Origin of the sequence: Truepera radiovictrix DSM 17093, from assembly GCF_000092425.1 — a bacterium.
Lineage (GTDB): Bacteria > Deinococcota > Deinococci > Deinococcales > Trueperaceae > Truepera > Truepera radiovictrix.
In genome coordinates, this window is the sequence record NC_014221.1 from 811481 (window position 1) to 829528 (window position 18048).

The 18048-nt window shown below is 67.0% G+C and carries 17 protein-coding genes; 10 read left to right on the forward strand and 7 right to left on the reverse strand.

Translation table 11 applies throughout. The features are described 5' to 3' along the window. Positions 1–92 precede the first annotated feature (92 nt). The 3 genes from TRAD_RS03720 to TRAD_RS03730 all read left to right on the forward strand — a co-directional run bounded on the left by TRAD_RS03720 (position 93) and on the right by TRAD_RS03730 (position 3714). Positions 93–1202, forward strand: coding sequence for a thiamine pyrophosphate-dependent dehydrogenase E1 component subunit alpha (locus tag TRAD_RS03720; protein ID WP_013177253.1), 1110 nt, complete (start codon positions 93–95; stop codon positions 1200–1202). Beyond that, on the forward strand, positions 1202–2176 hold the full coding sequence (locus tag TRAD_RS03725) for an alpha-ketoacid dehydrogenase subunit beta (protein ID WP_013177254.1): 975 nt from the start codon (positions 1202–1204) through the stop codon (positions 2174–2176). The genes TRAD_RS03720 and TRAD_RS03725 overlap by 1 nt, the downstream gene beginning before the upstream one ends. A gap of 101 nt (positions 2177–2277) precedes the next feature. Continuing rightward, a complete protein-coding gene (locus tag TRAD_RS03730; RefSeq protein ID WP_013177255.1) occupies positions 2278–3714 on the forward strand; it encodes a dihydrolipoamide acetyltransferase family protein in 1437 nt (478 codons plus the stop codon). Between the two features lie 10 nt (positions 3715–3724). Here the strand turns inward: TRAD_RS03730 and pgm are convergent, their stop codons facing one another. Beyond that, entirely contained in the window at positions 3725–5371 is a 1647-nt protein-coding gene (gene pgm / locus TRAD_RS03735; RefSeq protein ID WP_013177256.1) for a phosphoglucomutase (alpha-D-glucose-1,6-bisphosphate-dependent), read from the reverse strand. Between the two features lie 227 nt (positions 5372–5598). Between pgm and TRAD_RS15600 the strand changes: the two genes are divergently transcribed. The 4 genes from TRAD_RS15600 (at position 5599) to TRAD_RS03755 (ending at position 10706) form a co-directional block, all read left to right on the forward strand. Continuing rightward, on the forward strand, positions 5599–6207 hold the full coding sequence (locus TRAD_RS15600) for a helix-turn-helix transcriptional regulator (RefSeq protein WP_185095196.1): 609 nt from the start codon (positions 5599–5601) through the stop codon (positions 6205–6207). A 153-nt stretch (positions 6208–6360) separates the two neighbouring features. Next, a complete protein-coding gene (locus TRAD_RS03745) occupies positions 6361–7461 on the forward strand; it encodes a TlpA family protein disulfide reductase (protein WP_148221178.1) in 1101 nt (366 codons plus the stop codon). 348 nt (positions 7462–7809) lie between these two features. Next, entirely contained in the window at positions 7810–10047 is a 2238-nt protein-coding gene (locus TRAD_RS03750) for an ABC transporter permease (protein ID WP_013177259.1), read from the forward strand. Continuing rightward, the gene (locus tag TRAD_RS03755) at positions 10044–10706 is read left to right on the forward strand and encodes an ABC transporter ATP-binding protein (protein WP_013177260.1); all 663 of its coding nucleotides are present in this window, start codon (positions 10044–10046) and stop codon (positions 10704–10706) included. Before TRAD_RS03750 ends, TRAD_RS03755 begins: the two co-directional genes overlap by 4 nt. Here TRAD_RS03755 and TRAD_RS03760 read toward each other — a convergent pair. The 3 genes from TRAD_RS03760 to TRAD_RS03770 are packed head-to-tail and all read right to left on the reverse strand — an operon-like array spanning position 10703 to position 13270. Further along, the gene (locus TRAD_RS03760) at positions 10703–11341 is read right to left on the reverse strand and encodes a site-2 protease family protein (RefSeq protein ID WP_013177261.1); all 639 of its coding nucleotides are present in this window, start codon (positions 11339–11341) and stop codon (positions 10703–10705) included. The genes TRAD_RS03755 and TRAD_RS03760 overlap by 4 nt on opposite strands. Continuing rightward, the gene (locus TRAD_RS03765) at positions 11341–11982 is read right to left on the reverse strand and encodes a site-2 protease family protein (RefSeq protein WP_013177262.1); all 642 of its coding nucleotides are present in this window, start codon (positions 11980–11982) and stop codon (positions 11341–11343) included. The genes TRAD_RS03760 and TRAD_RS03765 overlap by 1 nt, the downstream gene beginning before the upstream one ends. Before the next feature lie 46 nt (positions 11983–12028). Continuing rightward, entirely contained in the window at positions 12029–13270 is a 1242-nt protein-coding gene (locus TRAD_RS03770; protein WP_013177263.1) for a tRNA nucleotidyltransferase/poly(A) polymerase family protein, read from the reverse strand. A 64-nt stretch (positions 13271–13334) separates the two neighbouring features. Between TRAD_RS03770 and TRAD_RS03775 the strand changes: the two genes are divergently transcribed. Beyond that, positions 13335–13808 (forward strand): tRNA (cytidine(34)-2'-O)-methyltransferase, encoded by a 474-nt coding sequence (locus TRAD_RS03775; protein WP_013177264.1) that lies wholly within the window; start codon positions 13335–13337, stop codon positions 13806–13808. A 17-nt stretch (positions 13809–13825) separates the two neighbouring features. Here TRAD_RS03775 and TRAD_RS03780 read toward each other — a convergent pair whose 3' ends face one another. Then, positions 13826–14887, reverse strand: coding sequence for a M42 family metallopeptidase (locus TRAD_RS03780; protein ID WP_013177265.1), 1062 nt, complete (start codon positions 14885–14887; stop codon positions 13826–13828). A 117-nt stretch (positions 14888–15004) separates the two neighbouring features. Here TRAD_RS03780 and TRAD_RS03785 point away from each other — a divergent pair, with 117 nt between their 5' ends. Continuing rightward, on the forward strand, positions 15005–15538 hold the full coding sequence (locus TRAD_RS03785) for a GNAT family N-acetyltransferase (RefSeq protein WP_013177266.1): 534 nt from the start codon (positions 15005–15007) through the stop codon (positions 15536–15538). Positions 15539–15587: 49 nt separating this feature from the next. Here the strand turns inward: TRAD_RS03785 and TRAD_RS03790 are convergent, their stop codons facing one another. Continuing rightward, positions 15588–16607, reverse strand: a complete 1020-nt coding sequence (locus TRAD_RS03790) for a YpdA family putative bacillithiol disulfide reductase (RefSeq protein WP_013177267.1) — start codon at positions 16605–16607, stop codon at positions 15588–15590. 80 nt (positions 16608–16687) lie between these two features. Next, positions 16688–17332, reverse strand: coding sequence for an endonuclease III (gene nth, locus TRAD_RS03795; RefSeq protein WP_013177268.1), 645 nt, complete (start codon positions 17330–17332; stop codon positions 16688–16690). Between the two features lie 50 nt (positions 17333–17382). Here nth and TRAD_RS03800 point away from each other — a divergent pair, with 50 nt between their 5' ends. Beyond that, positions 17383–17988 (forward strand): 5-formyltetrahydrofolate cyclo-ligase family protein, encoded by a 606-nt coding sequence (locus TRAD_RS03800; protein WP_013177269.1) that lies wholly within the window; start codon positions 17383–17385, stop codon positions 17986–17988. Positions 17989–18048: the final 60 nt, after the last annotated feature.

Sequence of the window (18048 nt, forward strand, 5' to 3'; positions counted from 1 at the left end):
GCTCTCACGAGCGCTCCCAGTCCCCAAACGCCTCTGACCCGGGGCGTGGCTCGAGCCTGAAGCGACGTCACGGCAGTAGCCGAGGAGATGACATGATTCAAGAAGTGCAGCGCTTTAAACCCTTTAGCGCCAAACCGATCGCGCTCCTAAGCGAAGCGGGGGAGTGGCGGGGGCCTTTTGACCTCGACCTCACTGAGGAAAAACTCCTCACGATGTACCGCGACCTCGTGCGCGCGCGGCTTCTAGACGAACGCCTAGGCAAGCTGCAGCGCATGGGCAAGACGAGTTTCGTCGCGCCCGCCGCAGGTCACGAGGGGGCGCACATCGGCGTGGCGCACGCCCTTCGACCGGGGTTCGATTGGCTGTTTCCGTACTACCGCGACATGGGCATGGTGCTCGCCCTGGGCGTGCCGCCCAAAGAGCTCTTCGCGCAGTCGCTCGCGACCCGCGCCGACCCCAACAAGGGGCGGCAGATGCCCGCGCACCCCGGCTCGGCCGCCCTGAACGTCTTTACCGCCGCCTCGCCCATCGCCTCACACCTAGGGCCGGCAGTCGGCGCGGCGATCAGCATGAAGCTGCGGGGGACCGGCCAGGTCGCCGTGGCGAGCTTTGGCGACGGCGCTACCAGCGAGGGCGACTTTCACGCCGCTGTCAACTTCGCCGGCGTGCAGGGCGCTCCCATCGTCTTGGTGTGCGAAAACAACCGCTACGCCATCTCGGTGGACTTTCACAAGCAGACCGCCTCGGAGAACATCGCCGTCAAGGCGCACGCCTACGGGATGCCGGGGTACGTCGTCGACGGCATGGACACGCTCGCTTGCTACTACGTCATGCAGGAGGTCGTCGAGAGGGCGCGTTCCGGGCACGGTCCGGCGCTCGTCGAGATGGTCGTCTACCGCTACGGGGCGCACTCGTCGGCCGACGACGACGCGCGCTACCGCCCGCGCGAAGAGGTGCAGCGGTGGCGGCAGCGCGACCCGTTGAGGCGCTTTAAAGCGTTTTTGGAGCGCCGCGGCCTCCTCGATGACGCCAAGGAGGCGGCCCTTAGGGAGAGCGCCGAAGCGGAGCTCGCGGCCGCCCTCAAAGAGGCCGAAGCGGCGGGGCCGGTACCGACCGACTGGCTCTTCGACGACGTCTACGCCGAGCGGCCCGCCTTTTTGGAGGAGCAGCGCGCGCAGCTCGAAGGGGTGACGCGGGGCTGATGGCGCAGCTCAACCTGGTGCAGAGTGTAGCGCGGACGCTCGCGAGCGAGATGGCGCGCGACGAGCGCGTGGTCGTCTTAGGTGAGGACGTGGGTAAACGCGGCGGCGTCTTTCTGGCGACCGAGGGGCTGTTCGACCGCTTCGGCCCCGACCGCGTCATCGACTCCCCGCTCTCCGAAGCGGCGATTCTAGGGGCGGCCGTCGGGATGGCCGTCCACGGCTTGCGCCCTGTGGCCGAGATCCAGTTCGCCGACTACGTCTACCCCGGTTTCGACCAGCTCGTCTCGCAAGCGGCGAAGCTGCGCTACCGCTCGGGCGGGCAGTTTTATGCCCCGATGGTCGTCCGCATGCCGGCAGGCGGCGGCGTCAAGGGGGGGCACCACCACTCGCAAAACCCCGAGACGCACTTTGTCCACACCCCCGGCCTGAAGGTGGTCTACCCGTCGTCACCCAAAGACGCCAAAGGGCTTCTGACGACGGCGATTCGCGACGACGACCCGGTCGTGTTTATGGAGCCCAAACGCCTCTACCGCGCCTTTAAAGAGGAGGTGCCGGACGACGAGTACCTGGTGCCGCTCGGCAAGGCGCGCGTGCGCCGCGAGGGCGACGACCTGGTGCTCGTCTCCTACGGCGGTTCGGTCGCCGAAACCCTCAAGGCCGCCGACGCGCTCGCCGAGCAGGGGATCTCGGCGCAGGTGCTCGACCTGCGCTCCTTGCTGCCGTGGGACAAAGAGGCCGTTTTGGAGGTGGTTGCGCGCGTCGGCCGCGTCGTGCTGGTGAGCGAGGCGCCCAAGACGGCCGGGTTTATCAGCGAGGTCGCGGCGACCATCTCCGAGGAGGTGTTAGACGCCCTACTCGCACCCCCCGTGCGCGTAGCGGGCTTTGACACGCCCTACCCTTATGCGCAAGACCGCGCGTACCTGCCTGGGGTCAACCGCATCCTCAGGGCGGTGCAGGCGGTTCTGGACTACTAGCTCGTACGAGCTTGTGGCGCGCGGTGTGTGCAGGTACGGGCCGCGCGCTTTAAAAGACAGCGAAAAGCGAAACGCACACACGGTTTGACCGAGGAGTTTGCATGCCGAGAGAGTTGGTGCTGCCCGAGCTCGCCGAGTCGGTGGTCGAGGGCGAAATCGTCAAGTGGCTGGTCGCCGAAGGGGAGACGGTCGCGCAAGACCAACCGGTCGTCGAGGTGATGACCGACAAGGTGACCGTCGAGTTGCCGAGCCCGTTCGCGGGGACGCTCGAGAAACACCTCGTCGCGGAGGGGGCGGTGGTGGCCGTTCACGACCCCATCGCCCTATTCTCCGACGACGCGACCGGGACGCAGGAGGCGGGCGCGACCGCCGAGGAGGCGCCCAAGCTCGAGGTCGCCGAGGCGCCGACGGCTGACGCGCCCCCCGTGACCCCGACCGGGCGTGAGCCGAGCGTGCAGGCGCGCGAGGAGCGCTCCATCGTCGAACCGAGCAGCGGTGTGGGCGAAGACGACGGCGACGCCCTCAGCCTCTTTAAAGCCGACAAAGACGACCCCGGCGCCCCCGTCTATCAGGTGCGGCGGGGCGCGGCGCCCCAAGCGGCGAAGGCGACCGGCCCCTACGGCCGCCCGCTGGCGGTGCCCGCGGCGCGCAAGCTCGCCCGCGAGCTCGGGCTCGAGCTCACCGCGGTCGCGGGCAGCGGCCCGCACGGGCGCATCCGCGTCGAGGACGTGCGCCGCGCCGCCGAAGCGAGCGCCCCCGCCGCGGCGGAGCCGCCCTCGGCGCCCGCCCCGACCCCCAAAGCGCCCGCCTACAAGACCCCGGCTGGCTACGAGGGGCTCGAGGAGCGCGTCCCCGTGCGCGGGTTGCGGCGCGCCATCGCCAACCAGATGGTCGCCTCGCACCTGCAGACGGTCCGCACGCTGCACGTCGACGAGGTCGACGTCACCGAACTCGTCGCCCTGCGCGAGCGCCTCAAACCCTTAGCCGAGCGGCGCGGCGTCAAGCTCTCGTACCTGCCCTTCATCATGAAAGCGGCCGTGGCGGCGCTCAAGCGCTTTCCGGTGCTGAACGCCAGCTTCGACGAGGAGCGGGGCGAAATCGTCCTTAAGCGCTTTTACAACCTCGGGCTCGCGGTCGCGACCGACGTCGGCCTGGTGGTGCCGGTAGTCAAGGACGTCGACCGCAAGAGCGTGCTCGAGATCGCCGGCGAGGTGAGCGCGCTCGCGGCGAAGGCGCGCGAGGGCAAGCTCGCCCCCGAGGACGTGCGCGGCGGCACCTTTAGCATCACCAACATCGGCTCACTGGGCGGGCTCTTCAGCTTCCCCATCATCAACGTGCCCGAGGCGGCTATCTTGGGCGTGCATTCGATCAAAAAGCGCCCCGTGGTGCTGCCGGACGACACGATCGCCGCGCGGCAGATGCTCTACCTCTCGCTCTCGTTCGACCACCGCCTCGTCGACGGGGCGGAGGCGGCGCAGTTTACAAGCTACGTCATCGAGCTCCTGGGGTCGCCGGAGTCGCTGATGCTCGAGGGCTAGCGGGCGGGTCTTAAAGACCCGCCTCACGAAAGGCCGCCGCGACGATCTCCTGCGCCTCTTGTTGGATGCGCGCGAGGTGCTCTTGGCCCCGAAACGACTCGGCGTAGATCTTGTAGATGTCCTCGGTGCCCGACGGGCGGGCGGCGAACCATCCCGAGGAGGTGACGACCTTAAGGCCGCCGATGGGGGCGCCGTTGGCGGGGGCGCGCGTCAGCTTGGCGGTGATGGGGTCGCCCGCTAGCGTGTCGGCTGTGACCTGTTCGGGGGAGAGCGCGCTCAGCGCGGCTTTTTGCTCGGGCGTCGCGGGGGCGTCCATGCGCTCGTAAAGGGGTGCGCCGAAGCGCGCCTGAAGCTCACGGTAGTGTTCGCCGGGGTCACGACCCGTAATGGCCGTGATCTCGGCCGCCAAGAGGTCCATGATGAAGCCGTCTTTGTCGGTCGTCCAGACCGTCCCGTCGCGGCGCAAAAAGGACGCTCCCGCCGACTCCTCGCCGCCGAAACCGTAAGCGCCCCCCAAAAGCCCCTCGACAAACCACTTGAACCCCACTGGCACCTCGGCCAGCGTCCTGCCTAGGCTCTCGGCCACGCGGTCGATCATCGAGCTCGAGACGAGTGTCTTGCCGACCGCCGCGTCACGCCGCCACCCCGGGCGGTGCTGAAAGAGGTAGTTGACCGCTACCGCGAGGTAGTGGTTGGGGTTTAAAAGCCCGCTGCTTTTCGTAACGATGCCGTGGCGGTCGAAGTCGGGGTCGTTGCCGAAGGCGATGTCGAAGTCGTCTTTGAGCCCGATGAGGCTCGCCATGGCGTAGGGCGAGGAGCAGTCCATGCGGATCTTGCCGTCTTTGTCAAGCGTCATAAACGAAAACGCGGGGTCGACGCGGCGATTCACAAGGTGCACGTCGAGGCCGTAGTGTTCGGCGATGGGCTCCCAGTAGGCGAGGCCGGCGCCCCCCATCGGGTCGACCCCCAGTCTGAGCCCGGCCGCCGCGATGGCCTCCAGGTCGAGCACCTCCCCGAGATCCTCGACGTAGGGCTTGACAAAATCGTAGGGGCGGGTCGTGTCGGCGCGCAGCGCCCGCGCCAGCGGGAGCCGCTTGACCCCCCTGAGACCTCCCTCCAGGAGCGCGTTGGCGCGCGCCTCGACCCACTTGGTGACGTCCGTGTCGGCGGGGCCGCCCGAGGGTGGGTTGTACTTAAAGCCGCCGTCTTCGGGCGGGTTGTGCGACGGGGTGATGACCACGCCGTCGGCGAGCCCCGCATCTTTGCCCCGGTTAAAGGTCAGAATCGCGTGCGACACGGCGGGCGTCGGGGTGTAGCCGAGCCCCTCTTGGTAGCGCACCTCGACGCCGTTGGCGGCGAAGACCTCGAGCGCCGTGCCGAAAGCCGCCTCGGAAAGGGCGTGCGTGTCCATACCGATAAAGAGCGGCCCGGTGATGCCCGCCTGGGTGCGGTAGTCGCAGAGCGCTTGGGCGACTGCTAGGATGTGCGCCTCGTTAAAGCTGCCCGTGAGCGACGAACCGCGGTGCCCGGAGGTGCCGAAGGCGACCCGCTGCGACGCCTTGGTGGGGTCGGGCTGGGTGGTGTAGTAGGCCGCCATGAGGCGCGGGACGTTGGGTAACGACTCGGGGGGGGCGGGTTTGCCGGCGAGGTCGTGCATCAGGGCCTCCGGAAGGTAGGGTATGTAGGTGGGTATACCACACGTTGCCGCACAGCCGACACTGTGGCGCTTGACGCCTGAGCGTCTTTGTGACAGCGGGGCGAAGCTGCACCGCAGCGTTGCAACGTTGCGGTAACGTGCGCACGATATCGTTATGTGTTATGCAAAAGCTAACGGATGTCGCCTCCCTTTTGCAGGTACACGGGAGGCTTAATAAGGGCCCACGCGTGAACCCGCTACCGCTCCTTAAGGCGGCCAATCCGCCTGTCATCAACCTGCACTGCGGTATTTCCCGGCTGAAACGCGAGATGGTTTTAGCGCTCAAGGGAGCAGGTGTGCCCACCGTTTCAAGCTCCGAGCCTCTCCTCTCGAGGCTTCACCTCATCTTAGACGCACCGCTCGGTTGGGCTCTTTGGCGATCTTTGGAGCTCGAGGGGCAGAGCAAGGTCGTCGTCAGCGACAACCCTTGCCCTGAATACCGGCTCGACCTACTCGAATCAGAGCCGCTTGCGCTCCTGCACGACGTTTCAGTTACCGACATCGTGCTGATGTTGCGGGGTGAGAAGTGTGCCTCTGTTCGGCTGCCGTACACACCCCTTAGCACCACCGAACGCCTGACGTTAAAGCTCATCGCCATGGACTACAGCAACGACAGCATAGCCCGTTTACGGGGCGTAGAAACGCAGACCGTTAAGAATGTCGTTCGCAACCTCTACCAGAAGCTCTACCTCAAGACGCGGTTGCAGGCCGCCCACTACTATTTTGGCAACTGGCATCTGCTTAAAGGCTGGACGCCGCCACCACACGTCGCCCTGCCGGAAGAGATGAGTAGTTGACGGAGCACAGTACCAAGGTACAGGTACGAAGGGTGCTTGGACACCTCCCGGAGGTTTAAGTACCCTCAGTTAAGGCGCTAACCAATCTTGTGAACAGCTTGTGGCAGACGCACCGGAACGCACTGCGCGTCGACGCAGGAAGGGGTGGGATAGGTGATTCCGATCAGGTACGTGAGGCGTCTGCGTGCTCTCTTTGTCTTTGCCTTGATAGCTGGACCAATAGCTTGGGCACAGGACGCTATGAGCCTTCCGTGGCGGCTCGGGCCGGGGCCGGGTACGGTGGTAACGCTTCCTGAAGTGGAGACCGTACAAGGTGACGTGATCGCGACTGGCGTTCCCAGTCTCGTCTTTTTCACGATGCTGTCTAACAGTGTTGAATCGGCCTTTGAGCACGCTGCGCTCGCGACCGTCTGGCAAGAGCGCTACCCGGGAGTGCAGGTCATCTTGGTGGACACCCGCAGTGACGCCGAGGAGGTTCGCCGCTGGGTACAAGCTACCGGCGTCGAGGTCTCTGTGGTCGCTGACGCGGACGACGCCTTCGAGGAAGCGTTCGATACCAACCGCCTTCCGATCCTCTATTTGTTGGACGAGTCGGGCGTCATTCAGGACAAAATTGTGGGGGGGGATCTGGGGCGCCTTACCGAATTCAACCAAGTCTTAGCGTGGGCGGCGTCGAGAGCTTGGGAGAAGGTGGTCGCTCAGCGTTCTGATTGGCTCGTCGTAGGAAAAGCGCCGTACCGGGAGCTAGCCGACGTTCCTCTTGGCGGCGGTCATCCAACCGTTGTCTATCACACTGATCCCCTTTGTTCTCCGTGTCAGGAGGTGGCTGAAGGGCTCCAGCGCGAACTCAACGCTTTAACCAAAAGGTATCCAGAGGTATCCATCGTCATCTTGGAGGTGGGTGCGAAGGCGGGGGATGTAGAGGCGCTACACGAGCTGCTTGAAGGCTATGTCGAACTGTACGGGCGCGAAGCGGCACCTGCTCAGCTGCTGATGATGGTCGAGCGTGGTCGTCTCGCTGGAGCTGAAACGGTCCAGCTTCCTAGAGAGGGATGGGCACAGAACATCAAGTTGGTTACCTACGAGCCTGGAGACACCAACGATCCAGGTCGCTGGTGGGGTCAAACACCAGTCCCAGGCCTAATGGTCTTCGACGCTACGGGGGTCTACCGGGGTCCGGCACCGCTTTGGCTAGGGCCATTTCGTGCAGAAGCGCTCCGAGAAGCCATCACGACGCTGATAGCTGACCTCTAAAAGGAGGGGAGGCAAATGCGAAGAACTCTGGTGATTGTGGTGTGTTGCCTCAGTCTCTTGGTGATTGGTAGCAGTTCCTCTGCTCAGTGTTCGAGCACCTGTCAAAACCCACGACGAACCGGTTCGCCGCGGATTATAAGTGCAGGCTGCGACAACTTCTGTTTCTCCAGAACAAACGGATTATCCGTAAGTTATCAAGAGGTGCGGGAGACATCGTACAGCTGTAGCAATGGGGGAACCTGTGTGGTGCGGGAAACCTACACCGCTCCATGTGGCATCTGCTGACTTCAAGTCACGAGGGACGCGGTGGGCGCTAAGCGCCCACCGCGTCCCTCGGCTAGGGTCACCATGGCTCTCTTTCGTTATGTAAACGTCTTGTCCCTCCTGCTGATCGTCGCCCTTGTGACCGCTGTCTTGGCGCTCAGCGCTCGCTCGGACGCCGAGTGGCAGGCATTGGTGACGGGGGTGGGTGGCGAAGATGTCGTCACCTTTCGGTTGCGGCGGGACGCGGTGGACGCACCTTCCTGGACCCCTAGGCATCTAACTGATCTGAGCGCCCTTACGGGGGTGCGTGAGGTGTTTTGGCGGGGTGGCTACCACTACATCCAGGGCCCCGGTTCGGCTTACGTGCTGCCCGTGACGGTGGCTTCGCCGGGGTTCTTGAGTGCCCGGCAGGTCACCCTCGTTGCGGGACGCGACCTCTCGGCCGAGGATGCCGGACGCCCCCGCGCGGTGCTCAGTGAGCAGCACGCGCGCGAAATCTTCCCCGATTTGAGCCCCGCGGAGGTTCTTGGTCAGAGCATCCGTGTCGACAACGAGCAGCTCGAGATCGTCGGCGTTGCAGGTGATAGCGACGAGGTTGACGCTGCTTTCCGGACCGCAACTACCCCCCCCTCGAGTTATCCGGGTAGCTATGACCTTCAGACCGTCTACCTACGCCTCGATGATGAAACCAACATGGCAGCGGTCGTTGAGCAAGCCACCGCTTATTTGGCGGCTACGGAGGCGCTGGCGATGCTCGAGGCTATTCCCTACCGCGAGTTCGTGCGTCCTGGGGTCATCGATGAGCGCCTCGATTACGTGCGCGAGATTACCGTGCTCTTCGACTGGCTGGTGGCGTTTGCACTCCTTCTGGGGGTGATTAACCTGTTTAACCAGGCGCTGCTCTCGGCTGCAGCCAGGCGCCAGCGCTGGGCACTTCACCGTGTACTCGGCGCAACGAGGGGGCAGCTGGTCGCACGTGAACTCGTAATAGGTGCTGGGGCGGAATGGGGGGCAGTCATCTTCGGGGTTCTCTTGGGAGGGTTGCTCGGCTCGCTGTTTGGCGGGTTGCTGAGCCTTCGGGTCGTACTCACGGGGCTACTCATCGGCATACTCAGCTTCTTGCTGGGGAGCTTTCCCCTCGTTAAGGGCACCCTGTCGCTCCATCCGTACGGAGCGCTCAGACAGAGCAAGGGCGTGGCGCGTCATCCGCTGCTGACTCTGGCAGGGGCGCTGGGTCTTCTTGGAGGTTTAGCGCTGGTGGTCTTGGCGGGTGGGTTTCGCGATCTGGGGCAGCGGGCGGTCGGTGCTGAGGTGCAGGCGATAGGCGCCGACCTGGTGGCGTTCGTTCCCGATAGGCGGAGCATCCTGCCGGTTGCGCAGCTTACCGAAGAGGACGTTGCCGCCTTTAGGGAGGCCTTCCCCAGAGTACCGGTCACGAGGTTCGAGCGCTACCCGGCCTCGGTGCAGCGCGATACGGTCTCCTATGACGTTGAGGTGATCGCTGCCGACGACGTGTTCTTGGAAGTTAGCGGGACGCGCCTCGAGGCCGGAAGCTGGGAGGGCGCTGGTGTGGTCTTAGGAAGCGCGGTGGCGGCGGCGCTGTTCCCCGATGGGGGCGCCCTAGGGCAGAGGGTCACGTTGGGTGGTCAGCGGTTAGGAAGCGACCTCGAACTCGAGGTCGAGGCGGTCGCCGCGCTGCCCGCTACCGAAAGGTTCGAGTCCCCTGCGCTGCGTCCCGGCGCGGTGCTGCTGCCGCGCGCTCTGCTCAACACCTTTTCGCTAACCTCGGAGGTGTACGCGCGGGTCGGGGGGCTGACGGAGAGCGAGGTCGAGGCGCTGGGTGCCTTTTTGAGCGCGCGCTACCCGCAAACTGCTCCTACCGTAGCGTTTTACGCCGCCGACAGCGAGAGGTGGTATCTAGGGCGCCTCCAGGAGGTGGCGCGGCACTTCAACCTCGTCGCCGTGCTGATCTTTGTACTCGCGTCGGTCGGTATGGCGACGTTGGCGGTGGCGCGGGCCGAGGCTAGACGCTACGTGCGCGGCCTCGAGCGCGCTTTCGGCGCGACGCGCGCCGAGGTGTTTCGTCGTGAACTACAGAGCGTCGCCCGTCTTTCACTCCTGATCGGTACGCTTGGGGTGGGGGTGGGACTTTTCACCCTCTGGTGGTGGGCGTCTGGCGCAGGCTACGCCTTTGTTATCCCCGCGTTCTGGCTTTTTGCGGCGCTGGTGACAACGTCTGGGATCGGGGTTCTCGTTGGTACTGCTGTGGCGCACTGGAGCGCCTTCCGCTCACCTATGGCAGTGCTAAGGGGGGAAGGATGATCGAGCTGCGAGGCGTGACCAAGCGTTACGGGCAGGGGCAGGCGGCGGTGCAGGCGCTTACGGACGTGAGCCTCGTCGTTCCCGCCGGAAGCTACGTTGCCGTCACGGGACGGAGCGGCTCCGGTAAGTCGACGCTGCTAAGTATCGTCGGTTGCCTCGAACGACCTACCTCGGGGGAGTATCGGCTTCTGGGGCAGCCTATCACCCGCGCGCCGGACCGTGAGCTGTCACGGCTACGCGCCCAGAGCTTTGGCTTTGTCTTTCAAGCGTTTCACCTGCTCCCTGAAAAGAGCGTGCTAGACAACGTCACGCTGCCCCTGCGTTATGGCCGCCTGCCGAAAGCGGCGTGGCGCCGCCGTGCACGAGAGCTGCTGGGGCAAGTTGGGCTCGCTGAACGTATGGATAGTCGCCCCAGCCAGCTTTCAGGGGGTGAGCAGCAGCGCGTCGCTATCGCCAGGGCGCTGGCGAACGACCCTAAAGTTTTACTTGCCGATGAACCGACCGGCAATCTAGACAGTCACACTCGGGACGAGATTATCGCCTTGCTCGAAGCAGAGCATGCGCGGGGGAAAACGCTCTTGATCGTCACGCACGATGCGGAGCTAGCAGCTAGGGCGCAGGTGCGTTTAGCGCTGCGCGACGGGTGCGTCGTGTTCTAGGCGAGCACCAGCCGCAGCAGCGCGAGCGTCACCCCGTTGATGAGCCCGAACACCTGCTCGCGAAACCCCACCAAGAGGATGACGACGAGCAAAAAACCGTAGCGCTCGAGCCCCCACAGCGCGCGCTGCATCCCGCGCGGTAAAAGCGCCTGCAGCGCCTTCGAGCCGTCTAAGGGGGGGACCGGCAGGAGGTTAAAGGTCGCCAGCACGATGTTGATCTGCGCCATGAAAAAGAGCCCCGCGCGCAGCGGGTCGCGCGCGAGCGCCTGGGACAGGGTCCCTAGCGTGACGCCGAGCCCGGCGAGGGCGCCCAAAGCGGCGAGCGCGAGGAGGAGGTTGACGATGACACCGGCGAGCGAGACGACGAGCATCCCTACGCGGTAGTGGCGGAAGTTGCCGGGTTGGATGGGGACCGGTCTCGCCCAACCGAAACCGACGAGAAAGAGCATGGCGGTGCCCACGGGATCTAGGTGCCGGAGCGGGTTGAGGGTGATGCGGCCCAGGTTGCGGGCGGTTTTGTCGCCCATCTTGTCGGCGGTCCACGCGTGGGCGAGTTCGTGCAGCGCGAGGCTATAGAGGAGCGCGCCGGCGACCAGGGCGAAGGTCGCCGGCGCACTCTGCAGCAGCGAGAGCACTAGAGGCCGGGGATCAAACGGACGAGGCCAAGGATCACTTGCTGAAAAAAGGCCTGCAGCGCGCCCGTGACGTTGAGCGCGTTGAGCACGAAAAAGACGAGGATAAACCCGAGGATGCCGAACGAGGCGATCTGCTGGATAAAGCGGCGGACGTCCGGGTTGCCCCACGCGAGCGCGGCCTTGGCGCCGTCGAGGGGGAAGACGGGGAAGAGGTTGATCACCGCGTGCAAGATGGCGACCGACGAGGCGAGGATAAACGCGCGCGCCAAGATGGGGCTGCCGAGCGCGGCGAAAATGGCGGCGACGAGGGTCGCGACAAAGGCCACCAGGAGGTACGCGAGCGGCCCGCTATACCACACCAGCGCCTCTTGGCGGCCGCGGCCGCGGTAGTTGCGGCTGTTGGTCGGGATGGGGCGCGGCCAACCGAAGCCCAGGAGAAAGAGGAAAAGCACGCCGATGGGCTCGAGGTGCCGCTGGAAGTCGAAGCTCAAAAAGCCCGAGAAGCGCGGGTTGGCGTCCCCGTAGCGCGAGGCGACCCACGCCTGCGCGACGTTGTGGAAGACAAGGGCGAAGATCATGACGATGCTGACGATGATGAGGTCGGTGGTGTTGTAGCCGCCTTGTAGATAACGGATGAGCACCTTTTCTCCTGTAGGGCGCGCCTCGCGGCCTCGCGGCGAGACGGCGTTAGGGTCGTGGCGAAGGGGTTGTCGGTTTGAGGCCCGCGACGAGCCGTTGGGCGAGCCTCCGCTCGTCGTCGAGCGACCTCACCTCACCGGCGGCGCGGGCGCGCGCGACCGCGCGCAGCACTGCGCCCACGTGCGGGCCTGCTGGCAGCCCCAAGTTTAACACGTCCTCCCCGCTAAGCAGGGGCCGCTCGAGCTGCGCGGCGAGCTCGGGGCGGGCGGCTTTGAGGGCGAAGTGTTCCGCCTCGCTGCCGCGGTCGAGCGCCTCGCCGCGCAGCGCCGCCAGAAAGCGCCGGCGCGCGCTCACAAGGCGCTTGGGCCAGCCCATGCGGCGCTGGTGGGCGGCGAGTTCGCTTTCGCTCAGCGCGCCGAGCAGAACGATCAGGTAGCTCTCGGCGGGGACGGGGTGGCGTGAGCGCAGCGCGTCGAGCTCGCCGACCCACGGCGTGGTGCGCAGGCCGTAGAGCGCCCAGAGCGCCCCCGGCGCCTCACCTTGGGCCTTGCCCTGCATTGCGAGGTGCTCGAGGGCGGGGGCGACGCGGGGCTCGGCGAGGGTCAAAAGGAGCTCGTGCTTGAGGCGCTCCGGGCTCACCTGCTCATGGGCGCGCGCGCGCAGCGCCCGCGCCGCCTGCGCCGCCGTGAAGGCGTCGTAGGCGAAGCCGAGCCGCGCGGCCAGCCGTGAACCCCGCACGAGCCGCGTCGGGTCGTCGCAGAACGAGGCGGGGTGCAGCGTGCGTAGCCGCCGCGCCCGGAGGTCCTCGAGCGCCCCCGGGACGCTCAGCAGCAGCCGCGGCGCGGGCGCGAGGCGCAGTGCAAAGGTGTTGACCGAAAAGTCGCGGCGCTCAAGGTCGTCCGCTAGAGGGGCCGCCTCCACCGTCGGCAGGGCGCCGGGGTGGGCGTAGCGCTCGCGGCGGGCGGTGGCGAGGTCGAGCTCGAGCTCCTCTAGGCGCAGCGTGCAGGTCAAAAACGCCTCGTGGCAGCTCAGCACCCCCCCGAGGTCGCGCTGCAGCGCCCGCCCGAGCGGGGCGGCGTCGCCCCCCTCGACGAGCACGTCGAGGTCGCGCACCGCCGCAAGCTCGCCTAGAAGCGCGTCGCGCACGGTGCCCCCGACGAGGTAGAGCGCCCGCCCCCGAAAGCGCTCCGACAGAGCGTGCTGGGTCACCGCCGCCAACAGGCGGCGGGCGCGCTCGGGCAGGGCGGTGTAGAGCCGCTCTAGGATGCCTTCGGGGTCGGGGTGGGGCACGCCTCTTAGTCTACGGGGCCGCGTGCCGCTGCGGGCGCGGCCGGGTTGCAGCGTAGGATGGGGGGTGTTTCACGTCGCGCTCTTTGAACCCGAGATCGCCGGCAATGTCGGCAACATCGCCCGCACCTGCGCGGTGGTCGGCGCCCCCTTGCACCTCATCCGCCCCTACGGTTTTCGCCTCTCGGACGCGGCCGTGCGCCGCGCCGGGATGGACTACTGGGAGGCGGTGCAGCTCACCCAACACGCCTCGTTCGCGCAGTTTGAGGCGCACTTCGCGCGCGCCTTCGAGGCGGGGCGGGTGTTCGCCTTTACGACGAAGGCGACCGTGGGCTACAGCGAGGTGCGCTACCGCCCGGGAGACGTCCTCCTCTTCGGGCCGGAGTCGCGCGGTTTGCCGGAGGCGGTGCGCGCGCTCGCTTCGCCCGTGCGCATCCCCATGCAGGGGGGGGCGCGCTCGCTCAACCTCGCCGTCAGCGTCGGCGTGGGGCTCTACGAGGCGTGGCGGCAGCTCGGGTTCGCGCCGACGCCGCCACCGTAGGGTGAGGCGGCGGCGCGTCAGAGCGTGAAGTCGACGCCCCCCCCTAGCCCCTCGAGAAAGGCCACGAGGAGCCGGATGACGTTCTCGACGTCCTCGGGGTCGACCATCTCGACGGGCGAATGCATGTAGCGGTTGGGGACGCTCACGACGGCCGTCGGCACGCCGGCGCGGTTTTTGGCGATGTCGTCGGCGTCGGTGTGGGTGCGCGCGGGGGAGGTGCCGAGGGTGTAGGGGAGGCGCCGCGCCTCGGCCGTTGCGATGAGGCGCTCGAGCACCCCGCGGTGGACGAAGGAGCCGACCGACAGCTCGGCCCCCGAGCCGAAAGGCCGCTCGCCTTCGCGTTTGACGTCCACGGTGGGGACGTCGGTCGCGTGGGTGACGTCGATGGCGATGGCGACGTCGGGCGTCAGCGCGTGCGCGGCGATGTAGGCGCCCACCCCGCCGATCTCCTCCTGGACGGTCGCGACGGCGACGACCTCGGCGTTCGCCCCCGCTTCGGCGGCGCGGCGCGCCGCCTCGAGCGCGATGTAGGCGCCTAGACGGTTGTCGATGGCCTTACTTACCAAGCGGCCGTTGAGAAGCTCGATCACGGGCTGCTCGATCACCGCGAAGTCGCCCGCGCGCACGTGCGCCTTGGCCTCGTCGCCGCTTTTGGCGCCGATGTCGATCCACAACGATTCGATCTTCGAGACCTTGGTTCGCTCCTCGCTCTCCATCAGGTGGATCGGTTTTTTGCCGATGACGCCGAGGAGCTCGCCCCGGTAACCGACCACCCGCACGCGCTGCCCGACGAGCTGCTGCGCGTCCCAGCCGCCGACGCCCTTGAAGTACAAAAACCCCTCTTTGTCGATGTGCGTAATGATCAGACCGATCTCGTCGAGGTGCCCGGCCAGCATTACGCGGGGCACGCCCTCCTGGCGGGAGGGTCCAAACGACGCAAACGAGTTGCCGTAGGTGTCGCGCGTGAGCGTGGCGCCGTACGCTTCGGCTTGCCGCCGCCAGACGGCGGCGGGTTTTCCCTCAAAGGCGCTCGTACCGGGCGCTCGGAGGAGGTCATAAAGAAACGCGGCTTGGTGCATGGGGCGAACTGTACCACGCGCCTAGCGCTGGCGCTTTGTGCACGGCGTGCGCTAGTGGGGGTGCTGCGTGCGGCGTGGGCGCTGCCGGTGGGGGCGCCGTACTATGATGGGCGAACGATGGAGATACGAGATGCGCGCCCCGCCGATGTCCCCGCCATCGCCCGCGTCCACGTCGACAGCTGGCGCCGGACCTACCGCGACCTGTTGCCCCAAAGCTACCTCAATAGCCTCTCCGCCGACGCCCGCGAGGAGATGTGGGGCGAGGCGTTCGCGCCGGAGAGCACCACGTTTTTGGTCGTCGCCGAGGACTCGGGTAGGATCGTCGGCTTCGCTGCGGCGGGCCCCGCGCGCCACGAGACCTCCGAAGCCAGGGCCTACAGCGGCGAGCTCTACGCGGTGTACACGCTCGCCGACTACCAGCGGCGCGGTCTCGGGCGGCGCCTCGTCGTCGCGGCCGCCGAGGCGCTCCTCGCCAAGGGTTACACCGACATGATCACCTGGGTCATCGAGGACGACGCCGCCTGCCGCTTCTACGAACGCCTAGGGGGCGAGCGGGTCGGTAGCAAAACCGTCGAGCTCGCCAACATGTCGCTGCGGGCCGTGGCTTATGGCTGGCCCGACATGAGCGTGCTGCTTAAACCACAGGTGTGAAGAGCCGCGAGTGCCGAGCGGTGGGTAGACGCCTTTGACGCGTCGCTGGTTACACCCCCACGGGTCTTTGCTCGAGCCGCCGCGCGATGTCCGCCATCGCCGCCGCGGCGTGCAGGAGCCCGTTTTCGATAAACACGTCCGAGGTGCGGGTGCCGAAACCCGCCGAGCCGATGAAGTAGAGCCCCGGCACGTTGCTCTCAAAAGTCGCGGGGTCGAGCGCGACGGAAAAGTCTTCGGGGTTCGTCTCGACCCCTAGACCCTCTAAAAAGCGCCCCGGCGCCGCGTAGTAGCCCGTCAGCGCGAAGGTCACGTCGGTCGGGATGCGCAGCTCCTCGCCCGCTTTGAGCGCGACGACCTCAGTCGGGGTGATCGCTTGCACCACGGTGCGAAAGTGCGCGGTGATCGACCCCTCTTTAATGCGGTTTTCCAGGTTCGGCCGGATCCAGTACTTGAGCGAGTGGCGAAAGCCCTCGCCGCGGTGGACCATCGTCACCTTGGCGCCGGCGCGGAAAAGCTCTAGAGCAGCGTCGGCGGCGCTCGAGCCCGCCCCGATGATGGTCACGTTGCGGCCCCAGTGCGGGTGCGCCTCGTCGAAGTAGTGCGAGACGCTCGGCAGGTCCTCACCGGGGACGCCGAGCCGTTTGGGGTTGTCGTAGTAGCCGGTCGCCACCACCACGGTGCGGGCGCGCAGCCGCTCTTCCGGGCGGTGTTCGGGGGAGAGCGTCAACTCAAACCCCTCCGGCGCGCGCCGCACGGCCGTGACGGGGCTGTAGAGGCGCACGTGCAGGGCTTCGCGTTGGGCGACCTTGCGGTAGTAGTCCAGCGCCTCTTTGCGGGTCGGTTTGTCGGTCGCCGTTACAAACGGGTGCCCGCCGACCTCGAGGCGTTCGCTGGTGGTGAAAAAGGTCAAAAAGGTCGGCCAGCGGTAGATGGCGTCGACCACGGCGCCCTTGTCGATAAGCAGGTAGCGGAGTCCGGCGCGCTTGGCGCGGATCGCGGCCTCGATGCCGATGGGGCCTGCGCCGATAATGGCGACGTCTAACGGGGAGGCGGGGGGCGCGTCCAACATGACGCCACCTTAGCAAACGGCGCCCCGAACGCCTGCGGGAGGGGCTACACGCCGCTACCTGCGACCCGTGGCGTGGGCCGCTACCGGCGGCGGCTCGGGCAGAGGGGTGCGAGCGTGCAGACCTCGCAGGCCGGGGCGCGCGCGAAGCACACCCGCCGCCCGTGAAAGATCAGCGCGTTGTGCAGAAAGATCCAGCTCGCGGGCGGAAAGAGCGCCTCGAGGTCGCGCTGCACGCGGTCGGGATTGGTCGCCGCGCTCAGCCCCAAACGCCGCGCGAGCCGCCCGACGTGGGTGTCGACGGCGATCGCGGGGCGTCCGAAGGCGTTGGCCAGCACGACCGCGGCCGTTTTGCGCCCGACGCCGGGGAGCGAGAGAACCGCCCCAAAGTCCTCGGGGACCTCCCCACCGAAGCGCTCGACGAGCGCGCGCGCCGTGGCCACGCAGTTTCTGGCCTTGGCGCGGTAGAGGCCAATGCGCCGGATGTAGGGTTCGACCTCCTCCGGTTCGGCTAGGGCGAGGGCGTGCGCGTCGGGGTAGCGCTCGAAGAGCGCGGGGGTCGCGGCGTTGACGCTCCTGTCGGTCGCCTGCGCCGATAAGATGGTGGCGATGAGCAGTTCAAAGGGGTTGTGGTGGTCGAGTTCGGTCGTCGCGTCTGGGTAGCTCTCTTGCAGGGCTCTCAAAATGAGCGGGGCGCGCTCGGTGGGGGGCGCCGCGGCGTCGGTCATGGCGCCATCCTACCTTTGGGGGAGCCGGCGAGAGGGCGTTAGACTGAGCCGTGTCTAGCGCCGCACCCCCCGACCCCCCGACGCCCGGCCCCGTGCGCGACTGGGTGTGGGGGCGGCTTTTGGCGGCGCGGCAGGTCGCTTATCCGCTCCCCCCGCACGGGCACCACCCCAACTTCAAGGGGGCGGCGGAAGCGGCCGCGCGCCTGCTAGAACACCTTTTCCAGACGGCGCGGCTCCGCCCCGGGGACACCGTGCTCGCCTACCCCGACTACGTGCTGAGACCCTTGCGCCAGCGCCTCTTGGAGGCCGGGGTCAGCGTCGTGGTCCCCGCGCAGCACGGCCCCCACTACCGACGCCTCGAGAGCGGGGTGGTCGACGCGCGCGCGGCCTCGAGTATCGCCGGGGCGGAGCGTCAAGGGGAGCTCCTCACGGCGCTACCGGACCCCGCGCTGCTACGCCTGAGCTTGGTGGCCTGCGTCGCGGTGAGCGTGCGCGGCGAGGTGCTGAGCAAGGGTTACGGCTTTTCGCTGCCGCCTGAGACCCATCACCTGAGCGCAGCGACGATCGTGCACCCCCTGCAGGTGCTCGGCGCGCTCCAGGGAGACCGTCCGGGGGTAGCGCTCTACGCTACGCCGGAGGCGGTTCGCGAGGTGTAGCGAGGGGGCGTCGCGGCTCGCCCCCGAAGCGAAAAATCCGCCACCTCGCTCCCGAGCGCC